Origin of the sequence: Streptomyces sp. NPDC005303 (genome assembly GCF_040607335.1) — a bacterium.
Lineage (GTDB): Bacteria > Actinomycetota > Actinomycetes > Streptomycetales > Streptomycetaceae > Streptomyces.
In genome coordinates, this window is sequence record NZ_JBEXGM010000002.1 from 172,357 (window position 1) to 188,389 (window position 16,033).

At 69.5% G+C, this 16,033-nt stretch carries 18 protein-coding genes; 10 read left to right on the forward strand and 8 right to left on the reverse strand.

What is annotated here, in order from left to right; translation table 11 throughout:
* The first annotated feature begins 28 nt into the window (after nucleotides 1-28).
* Nucleotides 29-1,375 (forward strand): VWA domain-containing protein, encoded by a 1,347-nt coding sequence (locus ABZT93_RS04695; RefSeq protein ID WP_356098874.1) that lies wholly within the window; start codon nucleotides 29-31, stop codon nucleotides 1,373-1,375.
* A gap of 49 nt (nucleotides 1,376-1,424) precedes the next feature.
* Nucleotides 1,425-3,257: an FHA domain-containing protein gene (locus tag ABZT93_RS04700; RefSeq protein ID WP_356098877.1), complete on the forward strand. Its 1,833-nt coding sequence runs from the start codon at nucleotides 1,425-1,427 to the stop codon at nucleotides 3,255-3,257.
* A gap of 27 nt (nucleotides 3,258-3,284) precedes the next feature.
* Here the strand turns inward: ABZT93_RS04700 and ABZT93_RS04705 are convergent, their stop codons facing one another.
* The gene (locus ABZT93_RS04705) at nucleotides 3,285-4,265 is read right to left on the reverse strand and encodes a methyltransferase domain-containing protein (RefSeq protein WP_356098879.1); all 981 of its coding nucleotides are present in this window, start codon (nucleotides 4,263-4,265) and stop codon (nucleotides 3,285-3,287) included.
* A 68-nt stretch (nucleotides 4,266-4,333) separates the two neighbouring features.
* Here ABZT93_RS04705 and ABZT93_RS04710 point away from each other — a divergent pair, with 68 nt between their 5' ends.
* Complete coding sequence (locus ABZT93_RS04710; protein WP_356098882.1) at nucleotides 4,334-4,747, forward strand: globin; 414 nt, start codon at nucleotides 4,334-4,336, stop codon at nucleotides 4,745-4,747.
* A 344-nt stretch (nucleotides 4,748-5,091) separates the two neighbouring features.
* On the opposite strand, the gene ABZT93_RS04715 is transcribed toward ABZT93_RS04710, so the two are convergent.
* The 7 genes from ABZT93_RS04715 to ABZT93_RS04745 all read right to left on the reverse strand — a co-directional run bounded on the left by ABZT93_RS04715 (nucleotide 5,092) and on the right by ABZT93_RS04745 (nucleotide 12,476).
* Nucleotides 5,092-5,760, reverse strand: a complete 669-nt coding sequence (locus ABZT93_RS04715) for a hypothetical protein (protein WP_356098885.1) — start codon at nucleotides 5,758-5,760, stop codon at nucleotides 5,092-5,094.
* Nucleotides 5,757-6,170 (reverse strand): thioesterase family protein, encoded by a 414-nt coding sequence (locus ABZT93_RS04720; RefSeq protein ID WP_356098888.1) that lies wholly within the window; start codon nucleotides 6,168-6,170, stop codon nucleotides 5,757-5,759. Before ABZT93_RS04720 ends, ABZT93_RS04715 begins: the two co-directional genes overlap by 4 nt.
* 6 nt (nucleotides 6,171-6,176) lie before the next feature.
* Complete coding sequence (gene ettA / locus ABZT93_RS04725; RefSeq protein ID WP_031049838.1) at nucleotides 6,177-7,841, reverse strand: energy-dependent translational throttle protein EttA; 1,665 nt, start codon at nucleotides 7,839-7,841, stop codon at nucleotides 6,177-6,179.
* A gap of 1,163 nt (nucleotides 7,842-9,004) precedes the next feature.
* Nucleotides 9,005-9,541 carry a hypothetical protein gene (locus tag ABZT93_RS04730; protein WP_356098892.1) on the reverse strand — a complete coding sequence of 179 codons (537 nt, stop codon included), beginning with the start codon at nucleotides 9,539-9,541 and terminating at the stop codon, nucleotides 9,005-9,007.
* A 593-nt stretch (nucleotides 9,542-10,134) separates the two neighbouring features.
* Entirely contained in the window at nucleotides 10,135-10,620 is a 486-nt protein-coding gene (locus tag ABZT93_RS04735; RefSeq protein WP_356098895.1) for an NUDIX hydrolase, read from the reverse strand.
* An 18-nt stretch (nucleotides 10,621-10,638) separates the two neighbouring features.
* A complete protein-coding gene (locus ABZT93_RS04740) occupies nucleotides 10,639-11,853 on the reverse strand; it encodes a helix-turn-helix transcriptional regulator (RefSeq protein ID WP_356098897.1) in 1,215 nt (404 codons plus the stop codon).
* Nucleotides 11,854-12,104: 251 nt separating this feature from the next.
* A complete protein-coding gene (locus tag ABZT93_RS04745) occupies nucleotides 12,105-12,476 on the reverse strand; it encodes a winged helix-turn-helix domain-containing protein (RefSeq protein ID WP_062043675.1) in 372 nt (123 codons plus the stop codon).
* 150 nt (nucleotides 12,477-12,626) lie between these two features.
* Between ABZT93_RS04745 and ABZT93_RS04750 the strand changes: the two genes are divergently transcribed.
* The 7 genes from ABZT93_RS04750 to ABZT93_RS04780 all read left to right on the forward strand — a co-directional run bounded on the left by ABZT93_RS04750 (nucleotide 12,627) and on the right by ABZT93_RS04780 (nucleotide 16,025).
* Entirely contained in the window at nucleotides 12,627-12,980 is a 354-nt protein-coding gene (locus tag ABZT93_RS04750; protein ID WP_356098901.1) for a hypothetical protein, read from the forward strand.
* A 2-nt stretch (nucleotides 12,981-12,982) separates the two neighbouring features.
* Nucleotides 12,983-14,338: an FtsK/SpoIIIE domain-containing protein gene (locus ABZT93_RS04755; RefSeq protein ID WP_356098904.1), complete on the forward strand. Its 1,356-nt coding sequence runs from the start codon at nucleotides 12,983-12,985 to the stop codon at nucleotides 14,336-14,338.
* 82 nt (nucleotides 14,339-14,420) lie between these two features.
* Nucleotides 14,421-14,624, forward strand: a complete 204-nt coding sequence (locus ABZT93_RS04760) for a hypothetical protein (RefSeq protein ID WP_356098906.1) — start codon at nucleotides 14,421-14,423, stop codon at nucleotides 14,622-14,624.
* Nucleotides 14,624-15,310 carry a DUF2637 domain-containing protein gene (locus ABZT93_RS04765; protein WP_356099786.1) on the forward strand — a complete coding sequence of 229 codons (687 nt, stop codon included), beginning with the start codon at nucleotides 14,624-14,626 and terminating at the stop codon, nucleotides 15,308-15,310. The genes ABZT93_RS04760 and ABZT93_RS04765 overlap by 1 nt, the downstream gene beginning before the upstream one ends.
* Before the next feature lie 20 nt (nucleotides 15,311-15,330).
* Nucleotides 15,331-15,522, forward strand: a complete 192-nt coding sequence (locus ABZT93_RS04770; RefSeq protein WP_143614700.1) for a mobile element transfer protein — start codon at nucleotides 15,331-15,333, stop codon at nucleotides 15,520-15,522.
* 11 nt (nucleotides 15,523-15,533) lie between these two features.
* Nucleotides 15,534-15,689, forward strand: coding sequence for a hypothetical protein (locus tag ABZT93_RS04775; protein WP_356098911.1), 156 nt, complete (start codon nucleotides 15,534-15,536; stop codon nucleotides 15,687-15,689).
* A gap of 12 nt (nucleotides 15,690-15,701) precedes the next feature.
* Complete coding sequence (locus tag ABZT93_RS04780; RefSeq protein WP_356098914.1) at nucleotides 15,702-16,025, forward strand: SpdD-like protein; 324 nt, start codon at nucleotides 15,702-15,704, stop codon at nucleotides 16,023-16,025.
* Nucleotides 16,026-16,033: the final 8 nt, after the last annotated feature.

Genomic DNA, 16,033 nt, shown 5'->3' on the forward strand with positions numbered 1-16,033 from the left:
GGGGTTCGCGAGGGGGATTTGAGTAGGCATGGCCAATTTCTCGAAGTCGAACGTGCCGCAGTTCGCGATGGACGTATACCAGAACGAGTACCTGCCCGACGGCGGTCGCGAGGTCAACGCGATCGTCACGGTGACCTCGACCGGTGGCGGCACGATCGGAAGCTCGGTCGCGGCCCCGCACCTCTGGTCGGCGGGACAGGGACCCTCGGCGGCAGTAGCGATCATGGTCGACTGCTCGGGCTCCATGGACTACCCACCGACCAAGATGCGCAACGCCCGCGGCGCCACGGCCGCCGCGATCGACACCCTGCGCGACGGTGTGCACTTCGCGGTGATCGGCGGCACCCACGTGGCCAAGGAGGTGTATCCCGGGGACGGCCGTCTGGCCGTCGCCGACGCCACCACCCGCGACCAGGCCAAGCAGGCCCTGCGCAAGCTCAGCGCGGGCGGCGGTACGGCCATCGGGACCTGGCTGCGCCTCGCCGACCGCCTGCTGTCCTCGGCGGACGTCGCCATACGCCACGGCATCCTGCTCACCGACGGGCGCAACGAACACGAGTCGCCGGAGGACCTCAAGGCCTCCCTCGACGCCTGCGCGGGACGCTTCACCTGCGACGCCCGGGGCGTGGGCACCGACTGGGAAGTGAAAGAAGTCACAGGGATCGCCTCCGCCCTGCTCGGCACGGCCGACATCGTCGCCGACCCGGCCGCCCTCGCCGCCGACTTCACGCAGATGATGGAGACGGCCATGGGCAAGGAGGTCGCCGACGTCGCCCTCAGGGTCTGGACCCCGGTGGGCACCGCCATCAAGTTCGTCAAGCAGGTCGCGCCCACCGTCGAGGAGCTCACCGACCGCCGCACCGAGGCCGGTCCGCGCGCCGGGGACTACCCCACCGGCTCCTGGGGAGACGAGTCCCGTGACTACCACGTCTGCGTCGAGGTCCCGGCCGCGAACATCGGCCAGGAGATGCTCGCGGCCCGGGTCTCCCTGGTCGTTCCGCAGCCCGACGGCAGCACACAGAACCTGGGCGCACAGGGTCTCGTCAGGGCCGTGTGGACCGACGACATGGTCGCCTCGACGTCGATCAACCCCCAAGTCGCCCACTACACCGGCCAGGCCGAACTGGCGCAGGCCATCCAGCAAGGGCTCGATCTTCGCAAAGCGGGCGATATCGATGGCGCAACGGCCAAACTGGGCCGGGCCGTCCAGCTCGCGAACGACTCGGGGAACGCCGATACTGCGAAACTGCTTTCGAAGGTGGTCGACGTGGTCGACGCCACGACAGGTACTGTGCGACTGAAGGCGAAGGTCGAGGAGGCCGACGAGATGACTCTCGAGACTCGGTCGACAAAGACAGTTCGTGTAAAGAAGTAGACAGTTTCCGACGTAGAAGTTCCCTGATCCGAGAGGGGGAAGCGCCGACATGCCGACCTGCCCGAACGGACACCAGTCGGGTTCCGACGACTGGTGCGAGGTCTGCGGTCACCGCATGGCCGGTGCCGTACCTCCGCCCCCTCCGCCGCCGCCCGGTCCGGGTGGGGGTGGCTACGGCTTCCCGCCGCCCGGTGGTCCCGGGGGCCAGCCCGGTGGACGTCCGCACCTGTCCTCCGTACCGGACCCCGAGCCGGAGCTCTGCCCGCAGTGCCGTACGCCCCGCGAGGGCGGTGCGCCCTTCTGCGAGGAGTGCCGGTGGAACTTCCTGACGAACACGGCGACCTCGTACACTCCGGCCGCCCCGCGCCCGCCGGCCGGTTCCGGCGGCCCGCCCTCGCACTTCCAGCAGCAGCCGCCCGGGCCCGGTCCGTCCTTCGGCGGCGGCGGCGGTGACTCGTACGAGTACCAGGGCTCGCGCCCGTCCCAGGTGAACCGCCCCGCGGAACCGATCCCCTTCGGCTCGGAGCCGTCGGGCCGCTCGGGTCCGGGCGGGCCCGGCGGCGGTCCGGGTGGGCCCGGCGGTCCTGGTGGTCCCGGAGGCCCGCAGGGCTACCCCGGTGACCCGTCCCGACCCGGCGGCCCCGGTCCTTCCGGTTTCCCGGGTGGTCCTGGCGCCCCCGGTGGCCCCGGCCCCTCCGGTTACCCCGGCGACCCGTCCCGTGCGGGTGGCCCCAGTGGTCCCGGCGGCCAGTCCGGTCCTGGTGGCCGGCAGGGCTTCCCGGGCGACCCCGGACGCCCCGGCGCACCCGGCCCCTCCGGTTTCCCGGGCGGCCCCGGTGGCCCCGGTGGCCCCGGCCCCTCCGGTTACCCCGGCGACCCGTCCCGACCCGGCGGTCCTGGTGGCCCCGGCGGCCAGTCCGGCCCTGGTGGTCCCGGCGGTCCTGGTGGCCCCGGCGGTTACGGCTACCCCCAGCCCGGATCCACCCAGGCTCCGCCCGGCCCGGGCGGTCCCGGTGGCCCGCAGGGCTTCGGCGGCCCTCCCACTCAGCCCGGTCCCGGTGGCCCCGGGCAGTCCAACCCCGGTGGCCCTCAGGGCTTCCCCGGCGACCCGTCCCGACCCGGCGGTCCCGGTGGCCCCGGCGGTCCGCCGAACTTCGGTGCGGATCCCTCCCGCCCGGTCCCGCCGCACCCGGGCCCGACCCCGCCCGCCGGCCCCGGTGCCACCAGCGGTGCCCCGCAGGGCTTCCCGGCGCAGGGCGCATCGGCCCCGCCCGCCTTCCCGCAGGAGACCAACCGTCCGCAGCCGGGCGGTCAGCCCTTCGGCGGCGGCGCCGACGACTGGGTCATCTCCCCACCGTCCTCCAACGCTCCCGGAGGTCCGGGCGGTCCTGGTGGCCCCGGCGGCTACGGCTACCCGCAGCCCGGCTCCACCCAGGCCCCGCCCGCGCCCCCCGGCCCTTCCTTCCCGCAGCAGCCGGCGACCTGGACGGCGACCATCGGCCCGGACCGCGACTACTTCATGGCGATGATGCAGCGCTCCGGCCCCGAGGCCGCGGGCCTGAACCTGCCTGCGTACTCCCCCGAGCAGCAGCGCACGCTCACCGGCAACCAGGTCACCATCGGCCGCCGTCGGCACTCCACCGGCGACACCCCCGACGTCGACCTGTCGGTGCCGCCGGAGGACCCGGGCGTCTCGCACCAGCACGCGGTGCTGGTCCAGCAGCCGGACGGCTCCTGGGCGGTCGTCGACCAGAACTCGACGAACGGCACCACGGTCAACGGCGCCGAGGAGCCCATCACACCCTTCGTGCCGGTGCCGCTCCAGGACGGCGACCGGGTGCACGTCGGCGCCTGGACGACGATCACGATCCGCCGCGGCTAGCGAAGCCACGGCCGGCGAACGGCCACGTCACCGGAGGGGCCAGGCGTACGGTCCCTCCGGGTCGTCCAGCCACGCCCACTGCCGGTCTCCGCTGACCGTGACGCCGTACCGCTCCCGCTGCGGCTGCCCCTCGTGCTCCCACAGCGCGTACGCCTCCCGGGGTTCGAGGCTGTCTCGAGTGAGGGCCAGCAGGAACCGGAACAGGTCGCTCTCCCGGGCCTGGCGCGGGACCCCGCTCGGGTCCGCCGGCTCCTGGTCCCGTCGGCCCGCGCCGCGCAACGGCACGAAGTAGGCGGGCGTGTGCAGGAAGCGCCCCGTCGCGTGCCCGGCGTCCTGGACCGTCAGGGCGATCAGGCCGGTGGCGAGCGGACTCAGGATGCGCGCGCCGGGGCGGCACTGGGCGAGCCAGACGGCCGGGACCGAGGCCAGGGTGCAGGTGGCGATGATCCGGTCGAAGGGGGCGCGTTCGGGCACCCCGCGTGCGCCGTCGCCGGTGACGACGGCGGGGTGATACCCGGCGGCGGCCAGATGCCTGCGCGCCGCCTCGGTGATCTCCGGCTCCAGGTCGACGGTGGTGACACGGTCGTCGCCGAGCCGGTGTGCGAGCAGGGCGGCGTTGTAACCGGTGCCCGCGCCGATCTCCAGGACCCGGTCGCCGGGCCGTACCCGCAGTTCGGCCAGCATCATCGCCATCAGCGAGGGCTGACTGCTGGAGGAGACGAGTTCGCCGTCGCGCAGCCGGGTGGCCAGCGGGGCGTCGGCGTAGGCCCCGCGCACCCACTTCTCCCGGGTGCGCGCGTCCGGGCTCTCGCCCCAGCGGCGCTCGTAGCCCCCCATGACGCCGACGTAGTAGTACGGCACGAACAGATGCCGGGGCACCGCCTCGAAGGCCTCCCGCCATCCCGGGTCGGCGGCCCAGGCCCCGCTCGCGTCGATCTCCCGCACCAGCGCGGCCCGCGCGGAGGCGGCGAGTCCGGTGAGGTCCCTGTCGAGAGCGTGCGCGCCCATACCTCCACTCTGCACCCTGAGTGCGGGAGGTCCTAAGCCTTGAGTCCTCGTCCGCCCCGTCTGAGACCATGGTTGACGTGAAAGAAATCCGGCGCGGCACGCTTCAGACGCAGACCTTCTACGAGCAGGTCGGCGGGGAGGAGACCTTCCGCCGCCTCGTCCACCGTTTCTACCAGGGGGTGGCCGAGGACCCGGTCCTGCGGCCCATGTACCCCGAGGAGGACCTCGGCCCGGCCGAGGAGCGCCTCACACTGTTCCTGATGCAGTACTGGGGCGGCCCCACGACGTACAGCGACAACCGCGGCCACCCCCGGCTGCGGATGCGCCACGCCCCCTTCGTCGTCAACCGCGAGGCACACGACGCGTGGCTGAGGCACATGCGGGACGCCGTCGACGAACTCGGTCTGTCCGAGGAGCACGAGACGCAGCTGTGGAACTACCTGACGTACGCGGCCGCGTCGATGGTGAACACCGCCGACTGATCACCACGCAGTGACCACCGTTCACTGCGCTTACCCGTGACCGTCCCCTCCGGCGGGGTTCGGGAATCGCACGTTTCGCGCTCACCACGGCGGTCCTCGCGGCCGCGGTACGCCTCCAGGGGGCCGGTCGACTCGGATCCGACCCCACTTCGCGGCGCTGGACCGCAGCCGGCCGCGGCTGGTCGAGGGGTGGGTCGAGGGGGCTTTCCCGCAGGCCGCCGCCCGCGCCCTCCACATCGGCCCCGGCGCCCGCTTGCGCCGGCAGGCAACCCGGCGGTCCTCCTGGCCGGCGAGCCGACGGGCTGACACAGCCGGTGGCGACAGCGACCAGGACTGACGGCCACCTAGCGCACGCTGACGCCGAGCAACCCAAGTCCCCCTTGCCGTACGGCGATCGAGCCGTACGGCGTACGCAGCCGCAGCCACGCCCCCGACGAGAAGAGCGCCGGCTCCCCGCCTGGCCGTAGGAATCCCAGCGACTGGGCTGCGTGCACGGCCCGCACGGGCAGCCAGGTGTCCGCCACGGTCCGGGACCAGATCTCCCGGCCGATCCGGTCGAGTTCGGCCCGTGTACGCCCCTCGGGGCCCAACTCCTCGGTCCGGGAACGGAATTCGGCGACCCCGGCGTGGACGAGCGCCCGCAGCGCCTGCGGCTCCGGCAGCCCGGTCACCGCCTGCCACCCGCCCCGCGGCGGCAGCACCCCGGCCCACGGCGGCCCGGTCACCGCCTGCGGCACGACCGCGGTACCGGCGGCCTCGTCGACGGACTCGAGGAACTCCCCGGCGGACACGGTCACGTCGAGCGCGACGTCCAGCCCGTTCTCGTACGGCTTCGCGAGCCGAACCGCCCGGATCGCCAGCACCTCGAAGGACGGCGGACGCCCGAAGACGGCGAGCGCGGTACCGGCCCCCTGGAGGCGTACCGCGGCCGAGCGGTCGTAGTGGAGCAGCCGCGAGAGGAAGGCGGCGAGGTCGGCCGCCTCCGACTCGTCGGCCAGATGGAGCACCGTCATGCGGCGACGGCCTCGTCCTCGTCGTCGTCCCGGTATCCCTCCAGGAACTCCCGTTCCTCATCGGTGATCCGGCGCGGCCGCTGCTCCGCGAAGTCGAACGGCACGACCACTGTCGAGGCCCGTACGTAGACCAGGTCGTCGTCCTTCACCTCGTAGGAGATGGTGAAGGACGCCGCCCTGATCTGCGAGACCCACAGCTCGATGTCGACCGGGTGGTGCCGGTGGACGAGCTGCCGCTTGTAGTCGATCTCATGGCGCGCCACCACGGACCCCTGCTTGAAGTCCTTCTCCGGCCGGAAGAGGAAGTCGATCCGGGCTTCCTCCAGATAGCGGATGAAGACGGCGTTGTTGACATGGCCGTAGGCGTCCATGTCGGACCAGCGCAGCGGGCAGCGGTAGAGGTGACGCAAGATCGATCAGCCCCGGGTCAGCTTCTTGTAGGTGGCACGGTGCGGACGCGCCGCGTCCGGGCCGAGCCGCTCGATCTTGTTCTTCTCGTACGACTCGAAGTTGCCCTCGAACCAGAACCACTTGGACTCGCCCTCGTAGGCGAGGATGTGGGTGGCGACCCGGTCCAGGAACCAACGGTCGTGGGAGACGACCACAGCCGCGCCCGGGAACTCCAGCAGCGCGTTCTCCAGCGAGCCGAGGGTCTCGACGTCGAGGTCGTTGGTCGGCTCGTCGAGGAGCAGGAGGTTGCCGCCCTGCTTGAGGGTGAGCGCGAGGTTCAGACGGTTGCGCTCACCGCCGGAGAGCACACCGGCCGGCTTCTGCTGGTCCGGGCCCTTGAAACCGAAGGCCGAGACGTAGGCCCGGCTCGGCATCTCGACCTGACCGACGTTGATGTAGTCGAGTTCGTCGGAGACGACCGCCCACAGCGTCTTCTTCGGGTCGATGTTCGCGCGGCTCTGGTCGACGTACGAGATCTTGACGGTGTCGCCGACCTTGATGGTGCCGGAGTCCGGCTCCTCCAGGCCCTGGATCATCTTGAAGAGGGTCGTCTTGCCGGCGCCGTTCGGGCCGATGACGCCGACGATGCCGTTACGCGGCAGCGTGAAGCTCAGGTCGTCGATCAGGACCTTGTCGCCGAAGCCCTTGGTGAGGTTGTTGACCTCGACGACGATGCTGCCGAGCCGCGGGCCCGGCGGGATCTGGATCTCCTCGAAGTCCAGCTTCCGCATCTTGTCGGCCTCGGCCGCCATCTCCTCGTAGCGAGCGAGACGGGCCTTGGACTTGGCCTGACGCCCCTTGGCGTTGGACCGCACCCACTCCAGCTCTTCCTTGAGCCGCTTGGCGCGCTTGGCGTCCTTCGCACCCTCGACCTTGAGACGGGTCTGCTTGGTCTCCAGGTACTTGGAGTAGTTGCCCTCGTAGCCGTGCAGGCGGCCGCGGTCGACCTCGCAGATCCAGCCGGCGACGTTGTCCAGGAAGTACCGGTCGTGGGTCACGGCCACGATGGTGCCGTCGTACTTGGCGAGGTGCTGCTCCAGCCAGTTCACCGACTCGGCGTCGAGGTGGTTGGTGGGCTCGTCGAGAAGCAGCAGGTCAGGAGCTTCCAGCAGCAGCTTGCACAGAGCCACGCGGCGCCGCTCACCACCGGAGAGGGTGGTGACGGCCCAGTCGCCGGGCGGGCACCCGAGCGCGTCCATGGCCTGCTCCAGCTGCGCGTCGAGGTCCCACGCGTTGGCGTGGTCGAGCTCCTCCTGGAGCTTGCCCATCTCGTCGAGCAGCGCGTCGGAGTAGTCCGTGGCCATCAGCTCGGCGATCTCGTTGAACCGGTCGAGCTTGCCCTTGACCTCGGAGACGCCCTCCTGGACGTTCTCCAGAACGGTCTTCTCCTCGTTCAGCGGCGGCTCCTGCAGCAGGATCCCCACGGTGTAACCCGGCGACAGGAAGGCATCCCCGTTCGACGGCTGCTCCAGCCCCGCCATGATCTTCAGAATGGTCGACTTACCGGCACCGTTCGGGCCGACCACACCGATCTTCGCGCCAGGCAGGAAGTTGAGCGAGACGTCGTCAAGGATGACCTTGTCGCCGATTGCCTTGCGCGTCTTGCGCATGGTGTAGATGTACTCAGCCAAGAGAAACCGTCCGGCAGCTTGAAATCTGGCAGTGGGCAGATACACCCCATCTTGCCTGAGGTCCACCCTCGGGTGGTAACCCGTTTGGTCGGGGGGCTGTGACCTGGGGGTTCGCCGATGACCGCTGTAGATCGACTGTCACTGCCGGTCGTCACCGGTCGGCCTCGGGCAGCCTCGCACGGCCCAGAGACGGCCCGGGACTGGGACTAGGCACAGGCGGCTGGGGCGCCAACCGCAGGCTGCTCGTTGTGGAGCCAGGTGAAGGTGCGGTCGGGCTCGAGGTGAGCGTCTCCCCATTGGAGGACGTGGATGCCGTTCTCTGGGGCAGCTCGCCGGTGTTCCCCCGGTTCCCCGACCACCTGGCATGGGTCTGACACGCGCCTACGCTGGTGGCGCCTCTTGGCTGTTGGGGGTCCCTTGGTCGTTAGGCAGTGGATCGACAGGGGGAGAAGACCGCCGCAGTAGGGCGGGCAGGTTCAGGAAGGTCAACTTGATGAGATCCACAAAACGCCGCTCGCTCAGCCTGTCGTCATGGCGAAGCTGGAGTGCACCAACCGTTCCAACCCCGAGCAGAGAGCCAACGATTACGACGGGCACCGCCCACGCGGGTGCTAGGCGACTAGTGCTGATCGTGGCGGCTGTGATTGCCAAGACGGCGACAAGGTAGAACGATCCGCTGAGCCAGGGTCCGCTTGGCCGCCCCCCGGCCTCCCGCGACACCTCCCGGTGGGCCCGCAGGACATCCTCAACGTGCGAGCCGCTTATCTGGCGGACTCTGCCTCGTCTGTCGATCTTGAAATTGCACCCTTCGGCGCCGCACACACCGCGGCGGTTCCGCTCAAGAGCCCGATTCTTTGGCCATTGAGTGCCCCCCACCTCATGCGAGCGGCAGAAGCGGGGGGACTCGTCGTCATTCAAGCGTCGTCGCGGCATGTAGCTATGGTGCCCAGTCCTCCGATGCGACGGGTCAGTGTCCAGACTTTGCGGCGGGGCTTCATCCTTATCAGGTCGATCATGAGGCATCGTTGCCCTCGAACAACCCGCTCCAGAGCAGGGCAGACCGTTCGCCACGATGCGGCTTCGATCGCTGACGTTCGCCTCTGTTGGTGTCAAGCATTGGTATCAGGAACCAGGGCCGCCCTTGACGGCCTCGGCTCAGCACGCTACCGCACACGTTGGCTGCGAACGACAGCGCTGGCCAGCACGCGAGCAGAGGACGGAAGCTGAACGCTCGGAAAACGGCCGGTTCGTCGTCCTCGCTGAAACCACGCGTCGAACTCTTGGCTCACCTGCTTCGACGTCAGCAAAACAACCACAGCCATCGAACGGGACCTGCCCCCTTCCAACGTGGTCACCTTGAACCGCCCACCTGCGTCCAAGGTCAGCTTCTCCTTCGGCCATATCTCACTGCCGTTGGGAACGCGGTGAACGATCCACACTTCATGATCTTGAGGCAGGTCAAGGACTCTTCCTTCGACATTGATCTCAGTGTCGAAACCATCCCCCTCGATCGGGTTGGTGAGCCAGGCCCGGCTCCCTTGTCCCGATCCTGCCTGAGCTTCGCTTCTTACTCGCCGCCGTTGCGGATAGGACAGTAACCAGGCCAAGAGTTCTTGTCCGCCACGGGTACACGCAACACAGGCGGACACAAGGATGGTGCTCAACGCCCCACCCAATGCCCCTATCAGCAAATTGATCATCTTTATAGGTCGCGCACCGGTGGGATCGTCCGCTGCACGCCTCCCCCTCACCCAAAGAGACTAGGCGCCGGAGGGCATCTCTCACGGCGTCCTTGCGGTTTCGTGATTTTTGCTTGGATCGGTGTGAAAGCGGAGCCTTCCCGCACAACCTCAACCCACTACTTCCCCCAGCTCCCATCCCGTCCGCCGTCGACCCACACACCGTGGAGCGGGCGTGGTTCATGGCGTCCAGGTGGAGCGCGCCACTGTACGAACGACCTGGACGCCATGGGCCGCGTCTGCTCGGCTCTGCCTGGGTCGATGGTGGACGGGATGGGAGCTCCCCCCCGCACGCCACTACGAACCCGCGGTCGCATACGGCGCCCCCTCCATCCCGGTGCCGGCCGATCCCCCGCCGGAGGCATCGTCTTGACCGTGGCCTTGCCCGTCTAGGGCTCGACCGCCTGGGCCGTAACATGCTTGCGGCCCCAGGGCCAGGCCCCGGCGCCGTAGGCGCAGAGGGGCCAGGCCCAAGGGGCCAGCCCGCGCTTTGCGCGGGCCCTTGATGAAGTAGGGAAAGTCTTATCCCGCTGGGATGGGAGCTTCGGTCTCGGCTACGCCGCTACATCGCTCGGCGCCTGGCCATGCTCCAGGTACACCGGGGCGCTCGCCGCTCGGGCATCGATCGCCGCAAGGATTCGTCGGGCCAACCGAGGGATCGTCCGGTCCGCGATCTCGCTCGGGGCAACGAACGTGACGCTCTTCAGCTCCTCGGCCTGCGGGCGGATGTCCTCCACGGTCTCCGGGGCAAGCTCGCCGCCGTCGAACAGGTACAACACCTTGTCGCCCTCGGTGATGCTGGGCGCCCAGTCGACGGCCAGGAGACGGCCGAGCTTCGGCGTGATGCCGAGTTCTTCCCGCACCTCACGACTGGCAGCCTGAAGCGGAGACTCACCGGTCTCGACATAGCCCCCGGGGATGTCCCAGTAGTCCTTGTACGTGGGCGCCACCATCAGGACGCGCCCGCCGGCATCAAAGAAAAGCGCACCCGCTGCCATACGCGGATGCGCCATCTTCGCTTCATGCTCGTTCGCTGCCATGCAGCCGAGCGTACCCACCTAGACCACATGCAGCCGATCGGCGAGATCCGCCATCGTCCGGCTCGGTCGGCCGCGCTGGTTGCGCACCCATGTGAGTACGAGTTCGCGGGCCAGGTAGTGGCTCCGCAGCTGCTCCGGTGCCCAGGACTCGGCCTCAAGGATCATCGCCAGGGCGTCGTCGACACGGTTGTGTGCGCTCAGCGCCCGGGCTACCTCGATGTTGTGCCGGGTCCTGCGCTCCGTCGGAAGGCTGCTGGTGTCGATACGCGGCCCGAGGTCCGCGGCTACCTGCATGTCGCCCAGCTCGCCCGCCGTGGCCACACGGTGGATGTCGACGTTGGTCGGGCCGAAAGCGGTCCACATGTGGTTCGCGTCCTGCCCAAGTTGGCGGGCTGCCTGGTCAGCCTCGGCGAGGAACTCACGCACAGTCGAGCGCTCTTCCGCCCTGGCGGCTGCCATGGATCCGGTGAGGAAGAGCGTCCCGTAGATCGACAGGAAATCCTGGCTGGCCCCGGACAGGCCCGGCCGAAGGTAGTCAGACGCATCACCGATGAGCTGTACGGCGGCGTCAAAGCGGCCAGTCGACAAGAGGCAGTGCCCCACGGACCGGAAGAGCGATCCGATGACCGCCGAGTTGCCGGACTGCTGCGCCGCGCCCAATCCCCGATCGGCGGCGATCCAAGCGAGGTCCACCTCGCCCACCTTCCCGAGGACCATGGCAGCGCTCTGATACGTCAGCGCGAGCAGCTCGTTGGCCTGCTCGCGTTCCCGGCCGTCGTAGGACTGCGCCGCGATGAGAGCGTCCGCCAGCACCAAGGGCAGGCGACGGGTGGCGAAGCCGTAGCGGGAAGCCTGGTAGGCATCCATGATCTCTACGACGCTGGTGCGAAGCTCGTCCAGGGGCGTGGGGTCACCCTCGATCGGAACCCCCAACAACGGTGTCAGCTGGCGGTAGTTCATCAGCGCCGACCGAAGTGCCGGCACCGTGCGGTTGCCGCTGTCGGCGGTCCACTCCATTAGGGTCGCTTCAGCGAGCAGGTCACCGAGGGACACGTCCAGGGCATCGGCCAGGGTCTTGATGACCGAGAGTCGGTCAAGCTCCATCCGGTTGTTCTCGGCCTTGCTCAGCCAGTCGACCGTTCGGCCGACGAGTCCGGCCAACACCTCTTGGGACATGCCGCGCCTACGGCGGTACCAAGCGACTCGCTCACCGATCGTCAGGTTCGTCGTCATTCCTCGCATGGGAAGAGCGTCCACCCGTCTGTCTCTGCGGACCCGGAAAATTTTTCTGGGGGGAAATTTCTTCCGGGTCGGTGAGGTCGGTCGGCCCTAGCGTTGCTCACAGGCCGAGGGGCTGTCAGATCGAAAGGGCAACGAAGGGGCTGTGATCGTGCTGAGCCCGGGAGAGAAGCGAGAACTGATCAACCAGGCAAGGGGACTTGGTGAAGAGCTGGCCGAGGTAGCGCGTCGAGCCGACGCCTTGGTCATCGCCCTTGAGCCTGCTGCCGAACCAGGTCCTCCAGCTGGTCCATCCGCTCCGCAAGGCGGCGCACATCCCGACGGACCTCGGACAGGTACTCCGTGATCTGCTCGAACTCGGGGCTGCGCTTGGCGGAACCGCCTTCGCCAGGCAACGCGGCAAAGCTGCCCTTGCCTTGGTGGGAGATGGCGTAGCCGTCCTCGCGGAGACGCGAGATCGCCTGCCGGGCGACCGTGCGAGACACAGAGTGCTGCGCCATCAGGTCCGACTCCGAGGGGAGCTTGTCCCCCGGTGTGAGCTCTCCGTCTCGGATCCGGCGCTTGAAGTCGTCCGCGATCTGCAAGTACGCGGCACGTCCGGCAGTGAAGTCGGCCATAGCCCCTCTCAGTGGTTGTCGTACCTAGTGCAGCACATCGCGCTGACAGGCGTCGAGACAACCACTTGACACACCAAGTAGTACAGGTCCATCCTCTACAGCAAGATGACGTACTAAGTACGTTAAGTTCAGCGATCCAAGGAGCGCGCCATGCGTCAGATTCCCGTCGACACCTCCAACGCGACCGTGATGGTCGCCAAGGCCCCGCAGCCGAAGGTCAAGGACCGTCGCACCGGTGAGATCGCCGTCGACAAGGACGGCGTCACGCTGATGACCGTGGAGGTCATGTTCTCCACGCCCGACGAGGTGGAGATCCTCAAGCTCACCGTCCCCCAGCCCGGCGTCTCCGAGGACCTGGCCATGGGTACCCCGGTCGCGCTCACGGGCCTGGTCGCCTCGGCATGGGAGAACGAGTTCAACGGGCAGAAGCGGCACGGCATCGCCTTCCGCGCGGTCGCCGTGACCTCGCTCGCCGCCGCTGCCTCGAAGCCCAAGGCGGCCTGACCATGACCTGGTTCACGGTCGCGCTGGTGCTGGTCGTCGCCGCTGCGGGTCTCCTGCGGTGGCGGCGCCCCGCCTGGTACTGGATGACCTTCGGGGTCACCTTCGCTGCCCTGCGAGTCCTGGTCCGCTACGCCTCCGTCATGGACGCCTGCGGGCTGACCGTCCCGCCCTCGCGCTGGCGTCTCGCTCTCGCCCGGATGACCAATCGTCCAGCTCCCGAGTCCCGCGCCCCGCGCATCCTGCGACTGCGGCCGACCCGGACCGGCCTGGTGCTACGGCTCAAGCTCCGCCCCGGACAGGATGCCTTCGACGTCTCCGCCGCAACAGACCGGCTACGCCACTCCTTCGGCCTGTACGGCGTCACCTCCCGCGAACTTCGCTCTGGAGTAGTCGAGTTGAGGATGACCGGCTATGACGTCCTCAAGCGGGTGCAGATGCCTGCCAAGACTGACCGAGCACCCATGCGGGTTCCCGTCGCCCTGCGCGAAGACGGCTCGGTCCACTACCGCGACTACCGCGCTGTCCCGCACGGCCTCACGCTCGGCGCCACGGAATCTGGGAAGTCCGTCTATCAGCGCAACCTGGTTGCCGGGCTGGCCGCGCTGGATGTCGCCTTGGTCGGTATCGACTGCAAGCAGGGCGTCGAACTCTTCCCGCTGGCCCGCCGCTTCTCCGCCCTCGCCGACAACCCTGATACCGCCCTCGACCTCCTCGAATCCCTGGTGACCCACATGGAAGGCGTCTATCAGCTGATCCGGGCCAACCAGCGGATCACGGCGGACGTTCCGGATGCGGAGATCGCCGCCGACATCTGGGACCTGCCCGCCGACATACGTCCTGTCCCGGTCGTGGTCCTGGTCGACGAGGTCGCCGAACTCGCCCTGTTCGCCACCAAGGACGAAGAAAAGCGCCGGGACCGCATCATCACTGCCCTGGTCCGCCTCGCCCAGCTCGGCCGCGCCGCGGGGATCTACCTGGAGATCTGCGGGCAGCGCTTCGGCTCCGAACTCGGCAAGGGCATCACCATGCTCCGCGCCCAGCTCACCGGCCGCACCGCCCACCGTGTCAACGACGAGTCCTCCGCCAACATGGCCTTCGGCGACATCGCCCCGGACGCCGTCCTCGCCGCCATCCAGATCCCCACCGACACTCCCGGCATTGCCGTCACGGGCGACGCCTCCGGCGGCTGGGCCCGTATCCGCGCCCCGCACACCTCGCTGCGCGAGGCCGTGAACATCTGCAACAAGCACGCCGAGCGCACGCCGGACCTGCCCGCCCTGGCGGCCTTCCGCCCCGTGGTTGCCCCGCTGCCCCCGGCCCGCGTGCCGCTGTCCAAGACAGCCCCCGCCACCGCCTGACCCTCCCTGCTCCACCGGTCGGCGCGACCGCCTTCGCGCCGGGTCCCTACCCGCCCCATGCCTGCTGAAGGGAGAGCACGTCATGTGCCCCGACTGCGAAGACCTCGCCCGCACCGTGCTCCTGCTGGGCCAACTCGCCCTCTACGCCGACGTATCCGATGCTGACCACGGCTTCATCGAGGCGGTGGGCCCGTCCCTCGCCGCGTCGCTGCCCGAGCCTCCGCCCGGTACGTTCCCGCCCGGCTACGACCCCGCCGACGGCCCCGACTACCCCGGCGGCTCGTGATGGGCCGCCCCGTGTTCCGCGTGGACGCCGTCCTCGTCCAGGCAGTCATCGCCGGAGCGCTGTCCTTCGCCCATCTTCACGATCTCGCCGCCGCTGCCGGACAGGACGGCTGGAAGGCCTGGGCCTACCCGATCTCAGTGGACCTGCTCCTGGTCGCCTCTTGGCGGCGGCTGCGCAGTGAGGGCCCGTCCCGGCTGGCCTGGTGCTGGTTCCTGATCGCCCTGGTGGCCTCACTCGGCGCCAACGTCGCGACTGCCGGACTCCTCGACCTCCAACAGGTCCCGGCCTGGCTGCGCATCCTCGTCGCCGCCTGGCCCGCGCTGGCCTTCATGGGCGGCACCCTCCTCGCCCACTCCGCCACCGACCACCCGGCACCCGAAGTGCCGGCCACCACGACCGAGCCCGAGCCGGTCCCCTCCCACGAGCCGGAAACCCTCCCGGCCGCAGTCACCGAGACCGAGGAAACCCCCGCACTCCCGCCCGCCGAACCCCTCCCGACTCCCAAGCCCGCCGCGCCCGCCGCCCCGGCTGCACCCGCTGTCCCGGCCGCTCTGGTCGCCCACGCCCGCAAGGTCGCCGCCGACTACCAAACCCGCACCGGCACACCGATCGACACCGACACCCTGCGTGCCCGTCTCGGCGTCCCGCCCCAGCTCGCCCACGCCATCGCTGCCCAACTCGCCTGAGCCGAAAGGACACGACCTCGATGCCTGCCCGCGATCACTTCCACTCCGTCATGCGGATCGGCCCCGTGCAGATCGGCACCCACCGCGACCGCCACGGCCGCACCAAGCACGCCGCCGTGTGCACCAACGACCGCTGCGGCTGGTCCGCCGACTACTCCAGCCAGAGCGCCGCCCAGCTCGCCGCCCGCACCCACCGCTGCACCGCCCGATAGGAGGCCACCCCGTGGAAGTCCCCCTCTGGTTCGCCCTCGCCGTCGTCGGCTACCTCGGCATCAAGCTCATCCGCCCGCCGCTCTGGCTGGTCCTGGTGCTGCTCCTCGGCGGCTACCTCATCGCCGACAGCCTCCTGGCCCCGGTCATCGACACCGCCATCAAGTAGGGAGACCCGCTGATGTTCCACCCGAAGATCCCGACCATGCCCCAGCCGACCGGCCTCATCACTCCGCCCGCCGTCGTCGAGCCGACCGCCGTCATCCAGCAGCAGCCCAGCACCGCTGTCCCGGTCGCCCCGGCCGCCCCGGCGTCTCCCCGACCCACCGTCCACCTCACCCCTGGCGCCGTCGTCGCCCTCATCGGTGGCGGTACGGCCGTGGTCCTGGTGGTCGGCGCGGTCCTGGTCTCGATGCTCCTCGCGGTCGCCATCACCGGCGCCTCGGTCGCCGTCTGCGCCCTGGTCATCCGCTCGCTCATCAACACCGAGGCCAAGCGGCGCTGACCGGCCCC

Excerpts from the sequence above, each read along its gene's own strand:
- ABZT93_RS04765 (WP_356099786.1), top strand. The coding sequence starts at position 14,624 with ATGGGCCGCCCCGTGTTCCGCGTGGACGCCGTCCTCGTCCAGGCAGTC.
- ABZT93_RS04695 (WP_356098874.1), top strand. The coding sequence starts at position 29 with ATGGCCAATTTCTCGAAGTCGAACGTGCCGCAGTTCGCGATGGACGTA.
- ABZT93_RS04750 (WP_356098901.1), top strand. The coding sequence starts at position 12,627 with ATGCGTCAGATTCCCGTCGACACCTCCAACGCGACCGTGATGGTCGCC.
- ABZT93_RS04770 (WP_143614700.1), top strand. The coding sequence starts at position 15,331 with ATGCCTGCCCGCGATCACTTCCACTCCGTCATGCGGATCGGCCCCGTG.
- ABZT93_RS04715 (WP_356098885.1), bottom strand. The coding sequence starts at position 5,760 with ATGACGGTGCTCCATCTGGCCGACGAGTCGGAGGCGGCCGACCTCGCC.
- ABZT93_RS04755 (WP_356098904.1), top strand. The coding sequence starts at position 12,983 with ATGACCTGGTTCACGGTCGCGCTGGTGCTGGTCGTCGCCGCTGCGGGT.
- ABZT93_RS04730 (WP_356098892.1), bottom strand. The coding sequence starts at position 9,541 with ATGATCAATTTGCTGATAGGGGCATTGGGTGGGGCGTTGAGCACCATC.
- ABZT93_RS04710 (WP_356098882.1), top strand. The coding sequence starts at position 4,334 with ATGGTTGACGTGAAAGAAATCCGGCGCGGCACGCTTCAGACGCAGACC.
- ABZT93_RS04740 (WP_356098897.1), bottom strand. The coding sequence starts at position 11,853 with ATGACGACGAACCTGACGATCGGTGAGCGAGTCGCTTGGTACCGCCGT.
- ABZT93_RS04780 (WP_356098914.1), top strand. The coding sequence starts at position 15,702 with ATGTTCCACCCGAAGATCCCGACCATGCCCCAGCCGACCGGCCTCATC.
- ABZT93_RS04745 (WP_062043675.1), bottom strand. The coding sequence starts at position 12,476 with ATGGCCGACTTCACTGCCGGACGTGCCGCGTACTTGCAGATCGCGGAC.
- ABZT93_RS04735 (WP_356098895.1), bottom strand. The coding sequence starts at position 10,620 with ATGGCAGCGAACGAGCATGAAGCGAAGATGGCGCATCCGCGTATGGCA.
- ABZT93_RS04760 (WP_356098906.1), top strand. The coding sequence starts at position 14,421 with ATGTGCCCCGACTGCGAAGACCTCGCCCGCACCGTGCTCCTGCTGGGC.
- ABZT93_RS04705 (WP_356098879.1), bottom strand. The coding sequence starts at position 4,265 with ATGGGCGCGCACGCTCTCGACAGGGACCTCACCGGACTCGCCGCCTCC.
- ABZT93_RS04700 (WP_356098877.1), top strand. The coding sequence starts at position 1,425 with ATGCCGACCTGCCCGAACGGACACCAGTCGGGTTCCGACGACTGGTGC.